The sequence below is a fragment of the Halomonas sp. KM-1 genome (assembly GCF_000246875.1).
GTDB lineage: Bacteria > Pseudomonadota > Gammaproteobacteria > Pseudomonadales > Halomonadaceae > Halomonas > Halomonas aerodenitrificans.
Genome location: NZ_BAEU01000118.1, coordinates 13,965 through 35,633, shown reverse-complemented (window position 1 = coordinate 35,633; position 21,669 = coordinate 13,965). Strand labels below are relative to the sequence as shown.

Here is a 21,669-nt window from a genome sequence, read left to right as displayed (position 1 = left end):
TCCTTGACACCAGCTCAATTTACGAAGGCTTGGATGCCGGTCTGTGCACGGCCGAGAATCAGCGCGTGAACGTCGTGAGTGCCTTCGTAGGTGTTCACTGCCTCGAGGTTCATCATGTGGCGAATCACGTGGTACTCGTCGGCGATGCCGTTGCCACCGTGCATGTCACGCGCCACCCGGGCGATGTCCAGCGCCTTGCCACAGTTGTTGCGCTTGATCAGCGAGATCGCCTCCGGCACCAGCTGGCCCGCGTCGATCATGCGGCCGACGCGCAGCGCCGCCTGCAAGCCCAGTGCGATCTCGGTCTGCATGTCGGCGAGCTTCTTCTGGATCAGCTGGTTGGCGGCCAGCGGGCGACCGAACTGCTTGCGATCCAATGTGTACTGACGAGCGGCGTGCCAGCACGCCTCGGCGGCTCCCATGCTGCCCCAGGCGATGCCGAAGCGGGCGCGGTTCAAACACGAGAACGGGCCCTTGAGGCCGGTCACGCCCGGCAGGCGCTGGTCGTCCGACACCTCGACATCTTGCATGGCGATCTGGCCGGTGATTGAGGCACGCAGGCTGAACTTGCCCTCGATCTTGGGTGCCGAGAGCCCCTGCATGCCCTTCTCGAGGATGAAGCCGTTGATCACGCCCTCGTCATCCTTGGCCCACACCACGAACACGTCGGCGATGGGCGAGTTGGTGATCCAGCTCTTGGTGCCATTGAGCCGCCAGCCGTTCTCGGTGCGGGTGGCACGGGTGGACATGCCGCCCGGGTCGGAGCCGTGATCCGGCTCGGTGAGACCGAAGCATCCCACCCACTCGCCGGTGGCCAGCTTGGGCAGGTACTTATCGCGCTGGGCTTCACTGCCGAAGGCGTGAATGGGGTACATCACCAGGCTCGACTGCACGCTCATGGCGCTGCGGTAGCCGGAGTCGACGCGCTCCACTTCACGGGCGATCAGGCCGTAGCTGACGTAGTTCATGCCGGCACAGCCGTAGCCGTCGATGGTGGCGCCGAGCAGGCCCAGCTCGCCCATCTCGTTCATGATCTCGCGGTCGAAGCGCTCGTGGCGGTTGGCCTCGAGCACCCGCGGCATCAGCTTGTCCTGGCAGTAGTCGTGGGCGGTCTGATGGACCATGCGCTCGTCTTCATCGAGCTGGTCGATCAGGCGGAAGGGGTCTTCCCAGGTCACGGGGGTGATCTTGCTCATGGCGGCTCTCCTGACGAAATATCTACATTTTCATCGAATGTAGAGCAAAGCAACCGGAAAGCCAAGTCCCTTTTCACTCTATTCCTTACACTTTTGGCCGCACCGAGCCGGCATCCTGCGGCGCAACGGTCATAGTGGCGAGACGTCGACACAGCGCACCCCAAGCCACCAGCCCCACCGCCACGTTGGCGAGGAATAACCCGATGAAGATGCCCTCGACACCGCCCAGCACGCCGCCCAGCCACGCCAGCGGCACCGTCAGCAGGAACAGCCGAACCACTGAGAGTCGCATGGCCCGGGCCGGCTCGTGCAGCGCATTGAACGACGACACCGCCAGGATCACGACGCCTTGGGCGCCCAGGCCCAGCGGCACCCACCACAGAAAGCTTCTCAGCACCTCGCTCATCTCGCCGCCCGGGGAATAGCTGGCGACGAGCCAGGGCGCCAGCAGCTGCAGCAACAGCCAGATGCCCAACTGCCACACCAGGACGAAGACGAAGCAGCCGAAGATGGCCCGCCGTACGCGCTCGTGCTGCCCTGCCCCGGCATTCTGGCTGACCAGTGGCGGCAGCGTCATCGAAAGCGCCAGCACGCCGATCTGGGCGATGGCCTCGATACGTGTGCCCACGCCGTAGCCCGCTACCGCATGGTGGCCATGACCGGCGACGATGCGCGTCACCAGCGCCAGGGCCAGCGGCGTAAACACGCTGGTGATCGCCGCCGGCACGGCAATGCGGCCCAGCTCGCGCCACGATTCCATCAGCCCGCTCGGCGTGAGATGGCGCAGGTCGAGACACTCGCGCAGCTCGCGCTGCCAGAACAGCGCTGCGGTCATGGCGCACCAGCTCAGCACCGTGGCCAGGGCTGCGCCCTGCACACCGAGCGCCGGCAGCGGCCCCACGCCGAAGATCAGCAGCCAGTCGAGCAAGCCGTTGAGCAGTGCCGCCAAGGCCATCATCAGCCCGGGTATCAGGGTGTTGCCCTGAGCACGCAGCACGCTGTTGAGCACCCGCGGCACGATCAGCGCCGCTGCGCCCAGGTACCAGATGCCCATGTAGTCATGGATATGCGGCATGAGTGCGGCGTCGGCGCCAAGCAAGCGGAATAGCGGCTCGAGGGTGGCCAGCCCCAGCACGCTCAGCAGCACACCGACCGCCAGTGCCAGCAGCGCGGCATCGGTGGCCCTGCGCCGCACCGTGTCGTGAGCGCCCCGCCCCAGCAGTCGCGCCACCACTGCCGAGGTGCCGATACCCAGGCCGATGGCGAGACTGATCACCGCGAACACCACCGGGAAGGTGAACGACACCGCCGCCAGCGGCTCCGCTCCCAGCCGTGCGATGAACCAGGTGTCCACCAGGTTGAAGCTCATCATAGCAAGCATGCCGCCCACCACCGGCAGACACTTGCGCAGCAGGGTCAGGGCAATGGGACCTTCGAGCAGCTCACGGCGCATGGGGCGGCGTTCGCCGGAGCCGGAACGTGGGGAAGTGGATGTCATGAAGCCTCGGAAACCAGAAGCGGGCACAAGATTGTGCCCGCTTCCAGGGTCGGTGCCAAAGCGAAGTAGAAGCTATTCGCCAGACCCTATTCGCCCGCGCGGTAAAGCTTCTGAATACTGGAAAAGTCGAGACCGCCGTTGCCTTGGGCCGCATGCAGCGCGAACAGGTTGCGCGCCTGGGAGCCCATTGGCACCGTGGCCTTGCAGCCCAGTGCCAGCTCCCACGCCAGCCCGAGATCCTTGGCCATCAGATCGGTGAGGAAGCCGCCCTGGTAGTCGCGCGAGGCGGCGGAGCCTTGCATCACGCCGGGCCACGGATTGTAGACGTTGAGCGCCCAGTTGCCGCCGCTGCTCTGCTTCATGATCTCGGAGAGCACGGCCGGGTCGAGGCCGTTCTTGACCCCCAGCGCCAGCGCTTCGGCGGTACCGCTCATGAGAATGCCGAGCAGCATGTTGTTGCAGATCTTGGCGACCTGGCCGGCACCCACTTCACCGGCATGGAAGATGTTCTTGCCCATCGCTTCCAGCACCGGCCTGGCCTGCTCGAAGCCGGCCTGGCTGCCACCGACGATGAAGGTCAGAGTGCCGGCCTGAGCGCCGCCCACACCGCCGGAAACCGGCGCATCGAGGTAGGTCAGGCCACGCTGTTCGGCACCCGCGCCCACCGCACGGGCATCTTCCGGCGAGATGGTGGAGGCGTCGATGATCAGTGGCTTGCCCTCCAGGGCATCGAACAGGCCCGGAGAGTCGTCACGGCCGAGATAGAGACGACGCACGTGCTGGCCGGCTGGCAGCATGGAGATCACGACCTCGGCCCCGCTGGCCGCGCTCTGTGCGCTGGCGCAGGCACGCGCCCCGGCACTCTCCAGATGCTTCATGGCGACATCGACGAGGTCGAAGACACTGACCTCATGGCCGGCCTTGACCAGGTTGTGGGCCATCGGGGCACCCATGTTGCCCAGGCCGATGAAGGCGATTTTCATGCGAGCTGCTCCTGATTGTCGTTATGGCGTAATTGCGTCATGTCGTGGTGAGAGTACGGGTATCGGTCAGCGTACCCGCTCGCCGCTGTCGAGATCGCGCAGCGGATGCTCCTCTATGCTCCACAGCGGCTCGAGCAGCGCCAGAAGGTCCGCTTCGGGAACGTCGTCGACGTTGGCGTGCTGCCACTTGGGGTTCCTGTCCTTGTCGATCAGCAGCGCGCGAACGCCTTCGGCGACGTCTCCACGGCGACAGCACTGCACCGAGAGGTTCAACTCGTCACGGAAGGCGTCGGCCAGGCTGGTATGCCGGTGGCGTTCCAGCATGCGCCACACCAGATGAGCGCTCAGCGGACTGCCCGCTTCCAGTCGCTTGCGGTTGGCCGCAAGCCAGGCGTCGTCACGGGCGTCCGCGAGGATGCGACGCACGGCCGCTGGCGCATCGATCTGGGCCGTCAATGCCTGAACGTGATCGAGCAGCGGCCACACCTGAGCGGCAGGCGCCTGCTGGCGCGCCTCGAACTCGTCGAGCACACCCTGCACGCCGGCCTGCAGGTCGCGCCGGCTGCGCGTGCCGTAGTCGGCCGCCCCCAGCGCCTCGAGCAATTCGCTACGCCGCTCCCGCGGCACGAAGTGATCGGCCAGGCCCAGGTCGAGCGCATCGCGGGCGTTGAGCTGAGCGCCGGTGAGGCCGAGATAGGCCCCCACGCCCGGCGGCATGCGGTTGAGAAACCAGCTTGCGCCGATGTCCGGATAGAGGCCGATGGTGATCTCGGGCATGGCGATCAGCGTGGTCTCGGTCACCAGACGACGAGCAGCGCCGGCCATGAGCCCCAGGCCGCCGCCCATGACGATGCCGTCGCCCCACACCAGGATCGGCTTGGGGTAGCGATGGATGCGGTAGTCGAGGCGATATTCCGTGGTGAAGTAGGTTTCGGCAAAGAGGCTGTCGCGGCCGGCACCGCGATTTTCCCCCTCTTCGGTCATCGAGCGGTACAGTGCCACCACGTCGCCACCGGCACAGAACGCCTTCTCGCCGCTGCCCTCGAGCCATACCGCCACGATGCTGCGATCCACCGCCCAAGCCTGCAGCTTGGCATCCAGCTGGCGGGCCATATCCAGCGACAGGGCATTGAGCGACTTCGGTGCATTGAGGGTAGCGATGCCGACTCTTCCTCCATCCCGGGTCGGCAGCTCATCGAAGATGACCGCAAGGTCCGTCATGCCTGCTTTCTCCTTGTCATTGCTGAAGCGCTTCGATCGTGCCGTCCGTCAGCAGACGACGGGCCACGATGACACGCATGATCTCGTTGGTACCCTCGAGGATCTGATGCACGCGGGTGTCGCGCACCATGCGCTCCAGGGGGAACTCTCTCAGGTAACCATATCCGCCATGCAGCTGCAGCGCTTCGTTGCAGACGTTGAAGCCCATGTCGGTGGCAAAGCGCTTGGCCATGGCGCAGTACGCGGTGGCCTCCGGATCGCCCTGATCGAGCCGCCAGGCGGCATGTCGCACCATCAACCGGGCCGCCGTCAGCTCGGTGGCCATGTCGGCCAGCTTGAACTGCAGCGCCTGGAAGTGGGCCAGCTCGCGGCCGAACTGCTTGCGCTCCTGCAGGTAGTTGCGCGCCAGGGTCAAGGCGTGCTGCGCGGCCCCCAGCGAACAGCTGGCAATATTGAGCCGACCGCCGTCAAGCCCCTTCATGGCCAACTTGAAGCCCTGGCCTTCCTCGCCCAGCAGGTTGCCGACCGGCACGCGCACGCCGTCGAAGCTGATCAGCCGGGTGGGCTGGCTCTTCCAGCCCATCTTCTCTTCGTTCTTGCCGTATTCGATACCCGCAGCGTCCGCCGGCACCAGAATCGCCGACACGCCACCGGCACCGCTGTCGGGCGCGCCCGTGCGCGCCATGACCACCAGCATGTCGTTGGCGCCGGCGCCGGAGATGAACATCTTGGAGCCGGAGATCACATACTCATCGCCCTCGCGCACGGCCTTGGTACGCAGGCTGGCGGCATCCGACCCGGAACCCGGCTCGGTCAGGCAGTAGCAACCCAGGCACTCGCCGCTGATCAGGCGCTCGACCCAGGTTTCCCGAAGTTCGTCGCTGCCCCAGCTGGCCACCATCCAGGCCACCATGTTGTGAATGGTAAGATAGGCGGTGGTGGCGATGCAGCCCTGGGAGAGCTGCTCGAAGATCAGCGAGGCATCCAGGCGCGACAAACCAAGCCCGCCGCGCTCTTCGGGGATGTAGATGCCGAGGAAACCCGCCTCGCCGGCCCGGCGTATGACGTCGACAGGAAAATGCGAGGTAGCGTCCCATTCGGCGGCGTGGTCGGCCAGCTCTGCCTGCGAAAAATCGGCGGCGGCCTGGACCAGCGCCCTCTGATCGTCGGTTAGGGAGAATTCCATTGCGGTTCCTCAAGATATTTGGCGTAGCGCACTTCCAGCAGCAGCTGGCTTGCACGGCCTTCAAGGCCGAGCTTATGCCAACCAACCTAGCACTTGCTAGGTTTTATCGCATACATCCCTTGGTCGACAACCACTTTACGTTAACGTCAACGTCGTCTAGTGTTGCGGTTATGTGGAGGGACACTGCAAGACGGCCCGCCCAACTCATAGGAAAACAACGATGAACATATCCAAAGCGGAAGTCAGTTCCCCGGCCAACGGCAGCCTGACGCGACAGCGTCGTACCTATTCCATCGGCGAGCTGGCCCGGATGTTCGAGGTGACGCCGCGCACCATCCGTTTCTATGAGCAGGAAGGGTTGCTGGCGCCGGAGCGTCGCGGCCAGACCCGTATCTACCACGAGAAGGACCGCGTTCGTCTCAAGCTCACCCTACGCGGCAAGCGCCTGGGCTTCTCGCTGGCCGAGATTCGCGAAGTCATCGAGATGTACGACGCCATGCCCGACGGCAACGCCAGGCAGCTCAAGCGGCTGCTGGAGATCCTCGCCGACAAGCGCAGCAACATGGAGCGCCAGCTCGAGGACATCCGCCTGATGCAGCGTGAACTCGACGACGTCGAGATGCGGGCCAGGGAAGTGCTGGAACGCCTCGACCAGAGCTAGCACGCCCGACTGCCCTCTTGCGCCCAAGCCACGTCGAATTCAGGGCGGGCTGACATGTCAGTACCCGCCCATCGTCAACCGACTCCAACTGCCACAACAAGACGGGTAACACGATGACACGCCAAGCACTTCAACAACGCGCCCCGAACAGCTACGTCAGCGGCATCAGCGATACCCCGCTGAAAGGCGAGACCATTGGCGACTGCTTCGACGCAACGGTGGCACGCTTCCCCGACGGCGAGGCCCTGCTGAGCCTGCATCAGGGGCTGCGCTACACCTGGAAGGAGCTGCAGCAGGCGGTGAATCAGGCGGCACGAGCCATGCTCGCGCTGGGCGTGAAGAAAGGCGACCGGGTCGGCATCTGGTCGCCCAACTGTGCCGAGTGGACCATTACCCAGTTCGCCACGGCCAAGATCGGCGCCATTCTGGTCAACATCAACCCCAGCTATCGCACCCATGAGCTGGAATACGCGCTCAAGCAGTCCGGCGCCTCGACGCTGATCCTGCAGGGCAAGTTCAAGACCTCCGACTACGTGGCCACGCTGGCAGAGCTGGCGCCCGAGCTGCGAGAAGGCGCCCCGTCAACCTTCTCGGCCGCCAAGCTGCCCGAACTCAAGCGTGTGGTGTGCCTCGACGCCGACCGCGCCCTGACCGGCATGTTCAGCTGGCAGAGCATGCTGGCCCATGCCGACGAGGTTTCGGACGAGCACCTGGCCGAGATCCAGGCCACGCTGCAGTTCGACGAGCCGATCAACATCCAGTACACCTCGGGTACCACCGGAGCACCCAAGGGCGCCACCCTCTCTCACCACAACATCCTCAACAACGGCTTCTTCGTTGCCCGCACCATGGGCTTTTCCGAGAAGGACCGCCTGGTGATCCCGGTACCGCTCTACCACTGCTTCGGCATGGTGATGGGCAACCTGGGCTGCGTGACCCACGGCGCCACCATGATCTACCCGGGCGACGGCTTCGACCCGGAAGCCACGCTCAAGGCGGTGTCCGACGAAAAGGCCACGGCGCTCTACGGTGTGCCGACCATGTTCATAGCCGAGCTGGAGCACCCCAACTTCGCCCAGTACGACCTCTCCACCCTGCGCACCGGCATCATGGCCGGTTCGATCTGCCCCATCGAAGTGATGCGCAAGGTCATCGACAAGATGCACATGGAGGACGTCACCATCTGCTATGGCATGACCGAAACCAGCCCGGTCAGCACCCAGACCAAGACCGACGCCCCGCTGGAGAAGCGCGTGACCACGGTGGGCACCATCCATCCCCATCTGGAGGTCAAGCTGGTCAGCCCCGAAACCGGCGCAGTGGTGCCGCGCGGCGAGACCGGCGAGCTGTGCACCCGCGGCTACAGCGTGATGCTGGGTTACTGGAACAACGAGGAAGCTACTGCCAAGTCCATCGACAGCGCCGGCTGGATGCACACCGGCGACCTGGCGACCATGGACGAGGAGGGCTACATCGCCATCGTCGGCCGCATCAAGGACATGATCATTCGCGGCGGTGAGAACATCTACCCGCGGGAGATCGAGGACTTCCTCTACACCCACCCGGCCATCTCCGACGTGCAGGTGATCGGCGTGCCCGACGAGAAGTACGGCGAGGAGGTGATGGCCTGGGTCAAGCTCGGTGAAGGCCAGAAGCTCAACGCCGACGAGCTCAAGGAGTTCTGCAAGGGCAAGATCGCCCACTACAAGATCCCGCGCTACGTGAAGTTCGTCGACGAGTTCCCGATGACCGTCACCGGCAAGATCCAGAAGTTCAAGATGCGCGAGGAAGCCACCCACGAGCTGGGTCTGGCCTGATCTCTCGTCAGTCAACGTCGTGACGACAACAGCACCCCTGCCCCGGCAGGGGTGCTTGCGTTGGTGCCGACGCTTCCGGCTCAGTCGATGCGCTCGCGTATCCAGTCGATGAAGGCGCGCACCTTGTAGAGCTCGGCCATGTGCTCCGGGTAGGCCATGTAATAGGCATCCCGGCTCTTCAGGCTGAACGACCAGGGCACCACCAGCTTGCCCTCGTCGATCTCCTCGTCGACCAGGAAGCGCGGCACCAGCGCCACGCCGCAGCCGGCCTGCGCCGCCCGCAGTGCCATGTAGAAGGTGTCGAAACGCGGCCCATGATAACTGTGTTCGGTGTACTGGCCCTGGGCATCGAACCAGTCGTGCCATGCCTCGGGTCGGGTGGCACTCTGCAGCAGTACCAGCCGCGTCAGCGCCAGCGGCTCCTCCACCTTCTTGCCCGCCAGTGCCTGGGGTGAGCAGACCGGCACCATCTCCTCCTCGAGCAACTTGATGCACTCGGCCTTGGGCCAGGCCCCGTGGCCGAAGAAGAACGCCACCTCCACCCGCTCCTGCTGCATGTCGAACGGCTCGACACGATTGCTGATGTTGAGGTTGATGTTGGGGTGGCGAAAGCGGAAACCGTTGAGCCTCGGGATCAGCCAACGCGCCCCGAAGGTGGGCAGGGTCGCCACGTTGAGCACGTCCGCCTCCCCACCGTAGGACTGCATGTAGCGCGTCGACATCTCCAACTGGGCCAGGATCTTGCGTGCCTCGCCCAAGTAGATCGCACCCTCGGGGGTAAGGTGCAGGCGCCGACGGATGCGCCGGAACAGCGGGTGCTCCAGGATCGACTCCAGTTGAGCGACCTGCTTGCTCACAGCACTCTGGGTCAGGCTCAGCTCGTCCGCCGCACGGGTGAAACTCAGGTGGCGGGCCGCTGCCTCGAAGCATTGCAGCCCGGCCAGAGAGGGAAGGTGTCGACGACTCATTCAGCCCGCCTGCATGAAATTAAGGAATGACGTGTGTCGTAATCGTCGCTTGTTGCCGCTCGACAGCGGTAGCGATACTGGATGCCACGACATTCTCGTATGATAACGATAGGAGAAAGAATGATCGACTCCCTGATGCAGCGCCTCGGCGTGGCGCCTGAGCAGTACCGGAACGGCGATATCGCGGTCGCCACCCCCATCGACGGTAGCGAGATCGGCCGTGTGCGAACGGCCACCCCGGCGGAGGTCGACACGGCCATCGCCAACGCGCAGCGCGCTTTCGAAGCCTGGCGCCAGGTACCCGCCCCGCGTCGCGGCGAACTGGTGCGCCTGTTCGGCGATCAGCTGCGCCGCCACAAGGAGGACCTGGGCGCACTGGTCACCTGGGAGTGCGGCAAGATCCTCCAGGAAGGGCTCGGTGAAGTGCAGGAGATGATCGACATCTGCGATCTCGCCGTTGGGCAATCCCGCCAGCTCTATGGCCTGACCATCGCCTCCGAGCGCCCCGGGCACCACATGCGCGAGAGCTGGCACCCGCTCGGCCCGGTCGGGTTGATCACCGCCTTCAACTTTCCGGTCGCCCCCTGGGCCTGGAATGCGGCGCTGGCCCTGGTGTGCGGCGACAGCCTGCTGTGGAAGCCCTCCGAGAAGACCCCTCTCACCGCCCTGGCCTGCCAGGCGCTGCTCGAACGCGCCATGGCCGAGTTCGGCGATGACGCGCCTCAGCACCTCAGCCAGGTGATCATCGGCGAGCGTGCCGCCGGCGAGCAGCTGACCGACGACCCCAGGGTTCCCCTGATCAGCGCCACAGGCAGCACGCGCATGGGCCGCGAAGTGGGGCCGCGCGTGGCCGCCCGCTTCGGTCGCAGCATCCTCGAACTGGGCGGCAACAATGCCATGATCCTAACGCCCAGCGCAGATCTGGACATGGCCGTGCGCGCCATCCTGTTCTCGGCGGTGGGCACCGCCGGCCAGCGCTGCACCACGCTGCGCCGCCTGGTCGTGCATCGCTCCATCAAGACAGAGGTCGTCGCCCGGCTCAAGCAGGCCTATGCCGGCATCAGTATCGGCGACCCGCTCGCCGGCAACCTGATCGGCCCGCTGATCGATCGTCAGGCCTTCGACACCATGCAGGCGGTGCTGACCGAAGCCCGCGAACAGGGTGCCGAGGTATACGGCGGCCAGCGCCAGCTTGCCGAGCAGTATCCCGAGGGTTACTACGTGGCGCCGGCCATCGTCGAGGTCGCAGGTCAGAACGACCTGGTACGCCACGAAACCTTCGCCCCGATCCTCTACGTGATCGGCTACGAAACCCTCGACGAGGCCATCGCGCTCAACAACGACGTACCCCAGGGCCTCTCCTCCTGCATCTTCACCACCGACGTGCGCGAGGCGGAAACCTTCGTCTCCGCGGTGGGCAGCGACTGCGGCATCGCCAACGTCAACATCGGGCCCAGCGGCGCCGAGATCGGCGGTGCCTTCGGCGGCGAGAAGGAGACCGGCGGCGGTCGCGAGTCGGGTTCCGACGTATGGAAGAGCTACATGCGCCGCCAGACCAACACCGTGAACTACTCCAGGGAGCTGCCGCTCGCCCAGGGCATCAAGTTCGACTGACCGGCAGGGCATCCTCGGCCTCGGCGCAGCGGTTTGCCGAGGCCTTCCCCACCCCTCCATGTACGGGAGGCACAATGAAGGAACGCTGTCTCTGGCACGACACCTCTCCGGAGCCGCCCCTGGAGCTGACCATGCTGCAGGACGATCACCGTACCGATGTGCTGGTGATCGGTGGCGGGATCACCGGTCTCAGCACCGCCCTGCACCTGGCCGAGGCTGGCGTCGACGTGACCCTGATCGAAGCGGGCGACGTCCCCAGCGGCGCTTCGGGACGCAACGTCGGGCTCGTCAATGCGGGGATGTGGATTCCGCCGGATGATATCCGTGAGGTACTTGGCGAGGAGGTCGGCGAGCGCGCCAACACGATTCTCGGTGGCGCCCCTGCGGTCGTCTTCTCGCTGATCGAGCGGCACGGCATCGCGTGCCAGGCGACCCGTACCGGCACTCTGCACCTGGCACACAACGGCAGCGGCGCGCAGGAACTGGCGCGGCGAGCGGAGCAGCTGCAACGACGTGGAGCTCCCGTGGAGCTGCTCGAGGCAGCGGCCTGCCAGGAACACGTGGGCACCCGGCGCATCCACCGCGCCCTGCTCGACCACCGTGCCGGAACCCTGAACCCCAGCGCCTATACCCGCGGCCTGGCACGTGCCGCACAGAGGGCCGGCGCACACCTGCATACCCACAGCGCTGCCACCGGCGTCGCACGGGCGGGAGACGGCTGGCGGGTCACCACCGCTCACGGCAGCGTCCAGGCCCAGCGCCTGGTGCTTGCCACCAATGCCTATACCGAGGATCGCTGGAACGAGGTCCGCCGCCATTTCTTCGTCGGCCACTTCTACCAGGTCGCCTCCCGGCCGCTGTCCGGCGAGGCTGCCGATGAGATCCTGCCGGGGCGTCAGGGCGCCTGGGATACCCGCATGGTGCTGAGCAGCATCCGCCGCGATGCAGAAGGCCGGCTGATTCTCGGCAGTCTCGGCAAGGGGGAAGGCAAGCCCGCCGCCTTCCTGCGCTGCTGGGCCAACCGCATCCAGCGCCACTATTTCCCCCAGTTGGGCAGCGTCGAGTGGGAATGCAGCTGGACGGGACGCATCGGCTTCACGCCCGATCACACGCTGCGCCTCTTCGAACTCGCCCCAGGCGTACTCGGCGTCTCCGGCTACAACGGACGCGGCATCACCACCGGCACCGTGGTGGGCAAGGGCTTTGCTCGATACCTGATCAGCGGTGAAGACGACGCCCTGCCCCTGCCGATTCGCACACCCCGGCCGATACGGGCCAGAGCGCTGCGCAGCTCCGGCTACGAAAGCGGCTTCACGCTCTACCACACAGGGCAATGCCTGAGAGTGCTGAGCTGAAACGCTGACGGCTGAAAGCAGGAATGGGCTCGATCGCCCAAGCAAACCAAAAACAATGCACTCAAGTCCCAAGGGTAAACCAAGATGAAAAGTTCAACGCCCAGCCAGTACCAGCAGCCAAGTCTGCCGCTGGCACTGACTCCCGTCGTCCTGACACTGCTGGTATTGGCAGTGCAGCTGTTCTATTTCGGTGATTTCACTCCCCATATTCCGCTGGCGATCGGCCTGGCCATCACGGCGCTGGTGGGGGTCAAACTTGGATTCCGCTGGAAGCAGATCGAAGAGGGAATCTTCCACGTCATTCACGTGTCGCTGCCCTCCGTTTCGGTACTGATCTGCGTCGGCATGATCATCGGCGTATGGATCGCCAGCGGCACGGTGCCGACTCTGATCTACTATGGCCTGACGATCCTCTCTCCGACCATCTTCCTGGCCGCGGCCATGTTGCTGTGCTCGATCGTCTCGCTGGCCCTGGGCACCTCCTGGGGCACCGTCGGCACGGTGGGCCTGGCCCTGATGGGCATCGGCGCCGGCTTCGACATCCCGATGTACTGGACCGCCGGCGCGGTGGTCTCCGGTGCCTTCTTCGGCGACAAGGTCTCACCGCTGTCGGATACCACCAATCTCGCCCCGGCGGTTACCGGTACGGACGTCTTCTCGCACATCAAGAACATGATGCCGACCACCGTTCCGGCGATGCTCATCGCCTTCGTCATCTATTTGATTGCGGGCTTCACCCTGATCGACGACAGCACGGCTTCCTTCGCCAGGATCGATGCCATCACCACCGCCCTGCAGGCGAACTTCACCATCTCCGCCTGGCTGCTGCTGCCGGCGGTCTTGGTGATCGCGCTTGCGGTCAAGCGCATGCCGCCCATCCCGACGCTGTTCGCCGGTGCTCTGGCCGGTGCGGTCACGGCCATGTTGGTGCAGGGCGTCGGCGTGCACGACGTGCTGACCTATGCCAACAACGGGTATTCCATCGATACCGGTATCGCCGCCATGGACAGCCTGCTCAACCGCGGCGGCATCCAGTCGATGATGTGGACCATCTCGCTGGTACTCATCGCGCTGGGCTTCGGTGGCGCGCTGGAAAAGACCGGCTGCCTGGAGACGATCATTCGCGCGATCATGACCAAGGTGCGCAGCTTCGCCGGCCTGCAGACGTCGGCGGTGATGACCTCGATGTCCACCAACCTGGTCGCCGGCGACCCGTACCTCTCCATCGCCCTGCCCGGCCGCATGTATGCCCCCACCTACCGCGGCATGGGCTATTCGACTCTGAACCTGTCGCGCGCCGTCGAGGAAGGCGGCACCCTGGTCTCCCCCCTGATTCCGTGGAATGCCGGCGGCGCCTTCGTGATCAGCGCCCTGGCGCTCGGCATCGCCGAGGGTAACATCGAGAACCTGCTGTACATCCCGCTGGCCTTCGCCTGCTGGCTGTCGCCGGTGATCGGCCTGATCTATGCGCAGACCGGGATGTTCTCGCCGCGCGCCAGCGAAGAAGAGCGCCAGCTGTGGGCGGAACAGGGCGAGACCATCGCCACCGACCTCGGCGCCGCCGGTGAGGCTTCCGTGGACACCGCCCCGGCAACGCGAACCGGCTGACCCTGCCCCTCTGCTTCCAGGCAGGGCCACATCACCACCCAGCAGGCTTGGCCTGCTGGGTGGTGATCATTCACCGCTCATGCGCTGCAGCTCTTCGATCCAGCTCTTCGAGATAGGTCTCCAGCACCAGGTTGGGCGGAGCGCCCTTGCGGGTAATGGCACTGTAGTGGGTGAGATAGTGCCAGCGCTCGGGATTCAGCGCGCGCATCCGGCCGCCAGCCACCCAACGCTCGGCGTAGTGGGTCGGCAGGTAGCCGATATAGCGGTCGGAGAGAATCAGAAAGGCAATGCCTTCCCGATCGGTTGCCGAGGCCGACGCCCTGAGCGGCTCATGCAGCGCCTTGACCTCCGGCGTCTGAGCGTAGGCCGGCACCACCGAGTCGCACTCACCGAGATGCTGCTCGGTCACCTCATCCACCTCGAACAGAGGATGGCCCGAGGCGCAGTACAGCTGCGAGGCTTCCGCATAGAGCGGGCGGTAGTGCAAGCCGGGAAGGGTCTTCAGCGCCGGTATCACACCGGTATGCAGGCGGCCGTCGAGCACCGCCAGCTCGATCTCGTTGGGCGGAATCATGCGAATGTTGATGCGTACTTCCGGCCCACGCTCCTTGAGCGCGCTGAGAGCGTTGGTGATCTGCATCTGTGGCATGGTCACCAGGTTGTCGGTAATGCCGATGTTCAGCTCGCCCTTGAGCCAGGCATGCAGGCCGTTGACCCGGGTGCGGAACCCTTCCACGGCGGCCAGCAGTTGCAGGGTCGCCTGGTAGACTTCCGCACCATCGTCGGTCAGCGCGAAGCCGCTACGACCGCGCTGACACAGGCGCAGGCCTAGACGTGTCTCGAGATCGTTCATCGCCATGCTGATGGCGGCACGGCTGATGTTCAGCTCCACCTCGGCAGCGGAGAAGCCGCCGCACTCGACCACCTTGCGATAGATCTTCAGCAGGCGCAGATCGGCATCGCCGGGCTGGGCCGAAAGAGCTTCCTTACGGCGCGACATGGCCTGATCCCTCGTTCAAGACTCTCGGCTACGAGGATATGCCGGCCCATGCACAAAGTTAAGCATTGGCTTACGTGAACTTAAAAATATCTGGATTTAATTTATTTTCATCTCGACCTAGCCTGCTACAAAGGCCGTCGACCGCGGCCATGCCAACAGAGGGTGCTGAGATGTCGGTTCATCAATCACTGCACGGCGGCCTGAGTCAGGAGCAACTGGACGCCTACTGGATGCCCTATACCGGCAATCGCCAGTTCAAGCGCGACCCGCGCATCATCGTGGGCGCCGAGGGCAGCTACTTCACCGACGCCGACGGTCGGCGCATTTTCGACGGCCTCTCGGGGCTGTGGACCTGCGGTGCCGGCCACTGTCGGCCGGAGATCACCGAGGCCGTGACGCGTCAGCTCCAGCAACTGGACTACTCACCGGCGTTCCAGTTCGGCCACCCCAAGGCCTTCGAGCTGGCCCACCGGATTCGCGGCCTGATGCCTCAGGGGCTCGATCACGTATTCTTCACCGGCTCCGGCTCGGAGAGTGCGGACACGGCGCTGAAGATCGCCCGCGCCTACTGGCGCAAGAAGGGCAAGCCGACCAAGACCAAGCTGATCGGTCGCGCCAAGGGCTATCACGGGGTCAACTTCGGCGGCATCAGCCTGGGCGGCATCGGCGCCAACCGCGTACTGTTCGGCCAGGGTATCGATGCCGACCACCTGCCCCACACCCTGCTCAAGGAGAACGCCTTCACCAGGGGCATGCCCGAGCGCGGTGCCGAGCGGGCCGAGGAGCTGCTGGAGCTGATTGCCCTGCACGACGCCTCCAACATCGCCGCGGTGATCGTCGAGCCGCTGGCCGGCTCGGCCGGGGTGATTCCGCCGCCCAAGGGCTACCTGCAGCGGCTGCGCGAGATCTGCGATCAGCACGACATCCTGCTGATCTTCGACGAGGTCATCACCGGTTTCGGCCGCATGGGCTCCATGACCGGCGCCGAGGAGTTCGGCGTGGTGCCGGACATCCTCAACGTGGCCAAGCAGCTCACCAACGGCGCGATACCCATGGGCGCGGTGGTCGTGCAGAGCGAGATCTATCACACCTTCATGGAACAGGGCGGCCCGGACTACATGCTCGAACTGCCCCACGGCTACACCTACTCCGGGCATCCGGTGGCCTGCGCCGCGGCGCTGGCGGCACTCGACGTGCTCGAGAACGACCGCCTGATCCAACGCGTGCGCGAGATGAGTCCGGTCTTCGAAGAGGCCCTGCATGGACTCAAGGGAACCCGCTACATCAGCGACATCCGCAATTACGGCCTCGCCGGGGCGCTGCAGATCGAGCCCCACCCCGGCGAGCCGGCCCGCCGCCCCTTCGAGATCGCCATGAAGTGCTGGGACAAGGGCTTCTACGTGCGCTACGGCGGCGACACCATTCAGCTCGGCCTGCCCTTCATCATCGAGCGCGACGAGATCGACCGCCTCGTCAACGTGCTGGGCGAAACCATCGGCGAATTGGATTGAGAGAAGACGCAATGACCACATTAGGCCACCTGATCGACGGCGCACGCGTCGCCGGCGAAGGGCGTACTCAGGACATCTTCAACCCCTCTACCGGCGAGGTAAGCGGCCAGGTGAGCCTGGCCGGCAAGGCCACCGTCGAGCAGGCCATCGCCGCTGCCCAGGCCGCCTTCCCGACCTGGCGCAACACACCGCCGGCCAAGCGCGCCCGGGTCATGTTCCGCTTCAAGCAACTGCTCGAAGAGCATGCCGACGAGATCTGCCGGCTGATCGGCCAGGAGCACGGCAAGATCGTCCACGACGCCAAGGGTGAACTGCAGCGCGGCATCGAGAACGTGGAGTATGCCTGCGGCGTGCCGGAAATGCTCAAGGGCGAGTACAGCAAGAACGTCGGCCCCGGCATCGACTCCTGGAGCGAGTTCCAGCCGCTGGGCGTGGTGGCCGGCATCACGCCGTTCAACTTCCCCGCCATGGTGCCGCTGTGGATGTACCCGATGGCCATCGCCTGCGGCAACACTTTCGTGCTCAAGCCCTCCGAGCGCGACCCGACCTCGACCCTGTTCATCGCCGAACTGGCGCTGGAAGCGGGCCTGCCCGCCGGCGTGCTCAACGTGGTCAACGGTGACAAGGAGGCCGTCGATACCCTGCTCGACGACCCTCGCGTCCAGGCCGTCAGCTTCGTCGGCTCCACGCCGATCGCCGAGTACATCTATGGCCGCGCCAGCGCCAACGGCAAGCGCTGCCAGGCGCTTGGCGGCGCCAAGAACCACGCCATCGTGATGCCCGACGCCGACATGGACAACGTGGTCGATTCGCTCACCGGCGCCGCCTTCGGCTCCTCCGGCGAACGCTGCATGGCCCTCTCCGTGGCAGTGGCCGTGGGCGACGCCGCCGCCGACGCCCTGGTTGCCAAGATGCGGGAGCGGATGACGTCGCTCAAGGTCGGCTCCTTCGCCGACGCTGGCAATGACTTCGGCCCGGTGATCACCCAGGCCCACCAGGAGAAAGTGTGCGGCTACATCGACAGCGCCGAGGCCCAGGGTGCCGAGATCGTGGTCGACGGCCGCGGGGTGCAGGTACCGGGCTTCGAAAGCGGCTTCTATGTGGGTGGCACCCTGATCGACCGGGTGACCCCTGAAATGACCTGCTACCAGGAGGAGATCTTCGGGCCGGTGCTGCTGGTGGTTCGCGCCGGCTCCATGGAAGAAGCCATGAAGCTGATCGACGACCACGAGTACGGCAACGGTACCTGCATCTACACCCGTGACGGCGAAGCGGCCCGTTACTTCAGCGACAATATCCAGGTGGGCATGGTCGGCATCAACGTGCCGTTGCCGGTGCCGGTTTCCTACCACAGCTTCGGTGGCTGGAAGCGCTCGTTGTTCGGCGACCTGGCCGCCTACGGGCCGGATGCCGTGCGCTTCTACACCAAGCGCAAGACCGTCACCCAGCGCTGGCCGTCAGCCGGGGTCCGCGAGGGCGCGCAGTTCTCCTTCCCCTCCTGACACCAGGCGTTAGCATGGCAAAGCCGAACCAGACACCTGGTTCGGCTTTGCCATTTTCGCCATTCTCACGGCTTGAGCGTTCGAGTGACAGGCGCTGCTCAGCGCCCCAAGGCTTGCAGCACCGCCTCGCGGGAGGCTCGCTCACGCTCGGCATAGAGCGCGAGCTCATCGCAGACCGGCGCCCCCAAGGCCTGCTCGAAGGCCTCGCGATTGGCATTGCCGGCATAGGCCCCGTTCTGCCCACCTCCCAGGTTCGACTGGAAGATGCCTGCCGCACTGACCGGCAGAAAGTCTTCGTAGGTAAGCGGCAGCGCTTCCACCAGGCCCTGGTCGATCAGCGTCTCCAGGCTGGCACCCTCTACACGACCCGCCGCCTCTCCGGCCCCGGTCAGGCGATAGTGGAAGAAGGCCAACCCCTCGCGCCGCAGCACGGTCTCGTCATCGGGGAAGTCGGCGAAGACCTCGGCGAGCACGCGCTGATGCGCCTCGTTGTCGAGCCCGGCGGTGCGGCGCCGTGCTTCGCCAAGCAGGCTGTCGTAACGCTCACGTCCCCTGGCGGTCAGTGCCATGCCGCGCTGCTCGATTTCACCGAAGCGGGCGGTATGGGTTCCCTGCCGCTCACCGGCAAAGTGGATGCCCTCTTCCAGCGCCTTGAAACTGGTCTGGCGCAGCAGGATGGGGCACGCGCGACGAGGCGGCCCCTCGATCACCGCCTTGGGCTGCATGCCGGCGGCGGGCATGCGCCGTTGCACTTCGTCGATGTCCAGCGTGCGCGGCGTGAGGTGATTGATGTGCGGGCCGCGGAAGCAGACCACGTCGGCGATCAACCGGTGCTCGGCATGCAGCGCCTGGTAGGTCTCCAGATCTACCGTGGCGTCGCGATGCCAGCGGAACGTCTCCAGAGCCTCACCGATGAAGCGCTCGGCCTGCTCTTCATCGAGCCCGCCCTGCGCTTCATGGAGTTCGATCAGCTGGCGACAACCCTGGGTGAAGATGTCGCGGCCGGCAAGAATGGCTGCCGCCTGCTCACGCAGCGTCGGGTTCTCGATCAGCTCGAGGCGCAGCAGCGAGGTGAAGATGCGGAAAGGGTTGCGCGCCAGCGCCGCGTCATCCACCGGGCGGAAGGCCGTGGAGTGTACCGGCACGCCGGCTTCGGAGAGGTCGTAGTAGCCCACCGGATGCATGCCCATGACGGCGAACAGGCGACGCAGCATGGCCAGCTCCTGGGCCGTGCCCACGCGGATGGCGCCATGGCGTTCGGCGTCCAGGCGCTCCAGTTCGCCATGGCTGGCAAGGCGCCCGGCCAGGGCGGGATCGGCCTCCAGGACTTGCCGGTTCACACGCTGGACCAGATCGAGCAGCGCCCCGTACTGCGGTACTTCAGCCTGATACATCGCCGACATGGCCCGGGAAAAGCGATCGCGGATCTCATCGGAAGTAAGATAGTGGGCAGACAATTCAGGCCTCCACGGTATGGGTATTGGGTTGAACGAGCGACTCCAGGGCGCGCTCGATGCGCCTGAGTCCTTCTTGCAGGGTGTCGGGCTCGGCGGTCAGCGGAGCCAGCAAACGCAGCACGTTGCGCCGTCGGCCGCTGGGCATCAGCAGCACACCGGCCTCGCGCGCCGCCGTCAGCAGCGCAGCCAGGTGATCGGCAGCGCCGGTGCGGTCGGTATCCTCGAACACGATCCCGCGCATGGCCCCCACGCCGGTGAGGTCTCCCAGCATTGGGAAGCGCCCACTGGCCTGCCAGCGTTGATGGGCCTCGACGATCAGCGCCTCCTGACGCGCGCCCCAGCTCGCCAGGGCCTCTTCGCTCATCAGGGCCATCACCGCACGCGCCGCGGCGCAGGCCAGGGCGTTGCCCGAATAGGTGCCGCCCAGCCCACCCTTGGGCACGGCGTCCATCAACTCCGTCCTACCCGCCACCGCCGCCAATGGCAGCCCCGCCGCCATGCTCTTGCCCATCAGCAGCAGATCGGGCTCGACACCCAGCCGGGAGAAGGCGAAGCGGGCCCCGGTGCGTCCGAACCCCGACTGGATCTCGTCGAAGATCAGCACGATGCCGTGCCTGTCGCACAGGGCGCGCAGCCGCTTGGCGAAGTCGGCACACAGCACGCGGAAACCGCCCTCGCCCTGGACCGGTTCGACGATGATGCACGCCACTTCGTCGGCAGGCGTTTCGACCTCGAAGAGCCGCTCCAGGGCTGCCATGGCCTGATCGGCATCGACACCGCTTTCACCGCTGGGGAAAGGCACGTGGTACACCGGCCCCGGCAAGGCGCCCAAGCGGCTCTTGTAGGGCTTCACCTTGCCGTTGAGATTCAGTGCCGCCAGCGTGCGCCCATGGAAGCCGTCGTCGAAGGCGATGACCGCCTGGCGACCGGTCGCCGCACGCGCCACCTTCAAGGCGTTCTCGGTGGCTTCGGCACCGCTGTTGGTGAGCATGCAGGAGAGCGGGTAGGAAACGGGCACGAAGGCATCCAACGCCTTGGCGACTTCCAGGTAGCCGCGGTGCGGTACGGCATTGAACGCCGAATGCATCAGCGTATCGACCTGCGACTTCACGGCCGTGACGATCTCGGGATGTGAATGCCCCAGGTTGAGGACGCCGATACCGCCGATGAAGTCGATGTAATGCGTGCCACGCTCGTCCCATACCTCGGCATTACGCCCCCGCTCGATACAGATGGGGTGCACGATACCCAGGCCCTGGCTGACGTGAGGAAAGTCCATGAAAAACGTCTCGCAACCGTGAGAGATCGCTCCATGAGAGCAGATGGCCGAGGGCATGCTCAAACGAAAAAAAGACGCCAATTCATTCCATAAAGTCATGAAATCTGGCGTCTTATATATTTTTCACAAAACTTTCATCAATCTACATGCGCGGCTTGCGATGACATTCCTAAATCTATCGCGAATGAGATATACCGAGCTACAGACCCTTGGGCGCGAAAATCCCCGGCGCATTGCGCCAGTACCCCTTGTAATCCATGCCGAAGCCGAACACGTAGCGGTCGACCACTTCGAGGCTGCAGTAGTCGGCCTTGAGACCCGGCACCGCCTTGCGGTCATGACGCTTGTCCACCAGCACGGCGGTGGAGATGCTCTCCGCGCCGGCTTCCTGGCAATAGTCGAGGATGGCGGCCAGGGTCGCGCCTTCGTCGAGGATGTCGTCGACGATCACCACATGGCGACCGGCCATGGGGATCTCCGGCGACACACGCCAGAACAGCTCGCCGCCGCGAATGCCGCCGCGGTAACGGGTGGCATGCAGGTAGTCGACTTCCAACGGGAAACCGAGCCGGGTGAGCAGGTGCCCCGTGGTGATCAGGCCACCGTTCATCACGCAGTAGAAGACCGGCAGCTTGTCGCCCAGATCGGCCGTGATCTGCTCGGCCATGCGGTCCAGCGCGCGCTCGACCTCTTCATGACTGATCAGGCAGTCGGCGTTGTCCATGACGTCGCGCATGGTGGCCAGGGATTGATGAAAGTCGGCTTCGAGTTTGGGCATGTATGACTCGTTTCAACGAAGGTAAACGGGAAGAG

Annotated in this window: 17 protein-coding genes; 7 read left to right on the top strand and 10 right to left on the bottom strand. The window is 65.2% G+C overall.

Annotated elements, in window-relative coordinates; all coding sequences use genetic code 11:
• Window positions 1-14 precede the first annotated feature (14 nt).
• The 5 genes from B8115_RS13535 to B8115_RS13515 form a co-directional block, all read right to left on the bottom strand.
• Window positions 15-1,196 (bottom strand): acyl-CoA dehydrogenase, encoded by a 1,182-nt coding sequence (locus tag B8115_RS13535; RefSeq protein WP_010628349.1) that lies wholly within the window; start codon window positions 1,194-1,196, stop codon window positions 15-17.
• Window positions 1,197-1,281: 85 nt separating this feature from the next.
• Window positions 1,282-2,694: an MATE family efflux transporter gene (locus B8115_RS13530; protein ID WP_141638594.1), complete on the bottom strand. Its 1,413-nt coding sequence runs from the start codon at window positions 2,692-2,694 to the stop codon at window positions 1,282-1,284.
• Between the two features lie 86 nt (window positions 2,695-2,780).
• Window positions 2,781-3,677: a 3-hydroxyisobutyrate dehydrogenase gene (gene mmsB / locus B8115_RS13525; RefSeq protein ID WP_010628347.1), complete on the bottom strand. Its 897-nt coding sequence runs from the start codon at window positions 3,675-3,677 to the stop codon at window positions 2,781-2,783.
• A 66-nt stretch (window positions 3,678-3,743) separates the two neighbouring features.
• Window positions 3,744-4,898, bottom strand: coding sequence for an enoyl-CoA hydratase/isomerase family protein (locus B8115_RS13520; protein WP_010628346.1), 1,155 nt, complete (start codon window positions 4,896-4,898; stop codon window positions 3,744-3,746).
• A gap of 16 nt (window positions 4,899-4,914) precedes the next feature.
• Window positions 4,915-6,084 (bottom strand): acyl-CoA dehydrogenase family protein, encoded by a 1,170-nt coding sequence (locus tag B8115_RS13515; protein ID WP_010628345.1) that lies wholly within the window; start codon window positions 6,082-6,084, stop codon window positions 4,915-4,917.
• 220 nt (window positions 6,085-6,304) lie between these two features.
• On the opposite strand from B8115_RS13515, the gene B8115_RS13510 reads away from it, so the two are divergent.
• Window positions 6,305-6,745: a MerR family DNA-binding transcriptional regulator gene (locus B8115_RS13510; protein WP_010628344.1), complete on the top strand. Its 441-nt coding sequence runs from the start codon at window positions 6,305-6,307 to the stop codon at window positions 6,743-6,745.
• 113 nt (window positions 6,746-6,858) lie between these two features.
• Entirely contained in the window at window positions 6,859-8,562 is a 1,704-nt protein-coding gene (locus tag B8115_RS13505; RefSeq protein WP_010628343.1) for an AMP-binding protein, read from the top strand.
• 80 nt (window positions 8,563-8,642) lie between these two features.
• On the opposite strand, the gene gcvA is transcribed toward B8115_RS13505, so the two are convergent.
• Complete coding sequence (gene gcvA, locus B8115_RS13500) at window positions 8,643-9,530, bottom strand: transcriptional regulator GcvA (protein WP_010628342.1); 888 nt, start codon at window positions 9,528-9,530, stop codon at window positions 8,643-8,645.
• Between the two features lie 120 nt (window positions 9,531-9,650).
• On the opposite strand from gcvA, the gene B8115_RS13495 reads away from it, so the two are divergent.
• The 3 genes from B8115_RS13495 to nhaC all read left to right on the top strand — a co-directional run bounded on the left by B8115_RS13495 (window position 9,651) and on the right by nhaC (window position 14,107).
• On the top strand, window positions 9,651-11,144 hold the full coding sequence (locus B8115_RS13495; protein ID WP_010628341.1) for an aldehyde dehydrogenase family protein: 1,494 nt from the start codon (window positions 9,651-9,653) through the stop codon (window positions 11,142-11,144).
• A gap of 74 nt (window positions 11,145-11,218) precedes the next feature.
• A complete protein-coding gene (locus B8115_RS13490; protein WP_010628340.1) occupies window positions 11,219-12,499 on the top strand; it encodes an FAD-binding oxidoreductase in 1,281 nt (426 codons plus the stop codon).
• 84 nt (window positions 12,500-12,583) lie between these two features.
• The gene (gene nhaC / locus B8115_RS13485) at window positions 12,584-14,107 is read left to right on the top strand and encodes a Na+/H+ antiporter NhaC (RefSeq protein ID WP_010628339.1); all 1,524 of its coding nucleotides are present in this window, start codon (window positions 12,584-12,586) and stop codon (window positions 14,105-14,107) included.
• Between the two features lie 70 nt (window positions 14,108-14,177).
• Here the strand turns inward: nhaC and B8115_RS13480 are convergent, their stop codons facing one another.
• Window positions 14,178-15,107 carry a LysR family transcriptional regulator gene (locus B8115_RS13480; RefSeq protein WP_010628338.1) on the bottom strand — a complete coding sequence of 310 codons (930 nt, stop codon included), beginning with the start codon at window positions 15,105-15,107 and terminating at the stop codon, window positions 14,178-14,180.
• A 170-nt stretch (window positions 15,108-15,277) separates the two neighbouring features.
• Here B8115_RS13480 and B8115_RS13475 point away from each other — a divergent pair, with 170 nt between their 5' ends.
• A complete protein-coding gene (locus B8115_RS13475) occupies window positions 15,278-16,618 on the top strand; it encodes an aspartate aminotransferase family protein (protein ID WP_010628337.1) in 1,341 nt (446 codons plus the stop codon).
• 11 nt (window positions 16,619-16,629) lie between these two features.
• Window positions 16,630-18,120: a CoA-acylating methylmalonate-semialdehyde dehydrogenase gene (locus tag B8115_RS13470; RefSeq protein ID WP_010628336.1), complete on the top strand. Its 1,491-nt coding sequence runs from the start codon at window positions 16,630-16,632 to the stop codon at window positions 18,118-18,120.
• Between the two features lie 98 nt (window positions 18,121-18,218).
• On the opposite strand, the gene B8115_RS13465 is transcribed toward B8115_RS13470, so the two are convergent.
• From B8115_RS13465 to B8115_RS13455, 3 genes are all read right to left on the bottom strand, one after another.
• Window positions 18,219-19,577: a VOC family protein gene (locus B8115_RS13465; protein ID WP_010628335.1), complete on the bottom strand. Its 1,359-nt coding sequence runs from the start codon at window positions 19,575-19,577 to the stop codon at window positions 18,219-18,221.
• 1 nt (window position 19,578) lies between these two features.
• Window positions 19,579-20,856 carry an aspartate aminotransferase family protein gene (locus B8115_RS13460; RefSeq protein WP_010628334.1) on the bottom strand — a complete coding sequence of 426 codons (1,278 nt, stop codon included), beginning with the start codon at window positions 20,854-20,856 and terminating at the stop codon, window positions 19,579-19,581.
• A 199-nt stretch (window positions 20,857-21,055) separates the two neighbouring features.
• Window positions 21,056-21,634: a hypoxanthine-guanine phosphoribosyltransferase gene (locus B8115_RS13455; protein WP_010628333.1), complete on the bottom strand. Its 579-nt coding sequence runs from the start codon at window positions 21,632-21,634 to the stop codon at window positions 21,056-21,058.
• Between the last annotated feature and the right edge of the window lie 35 nt (window positions 21,635-21,669).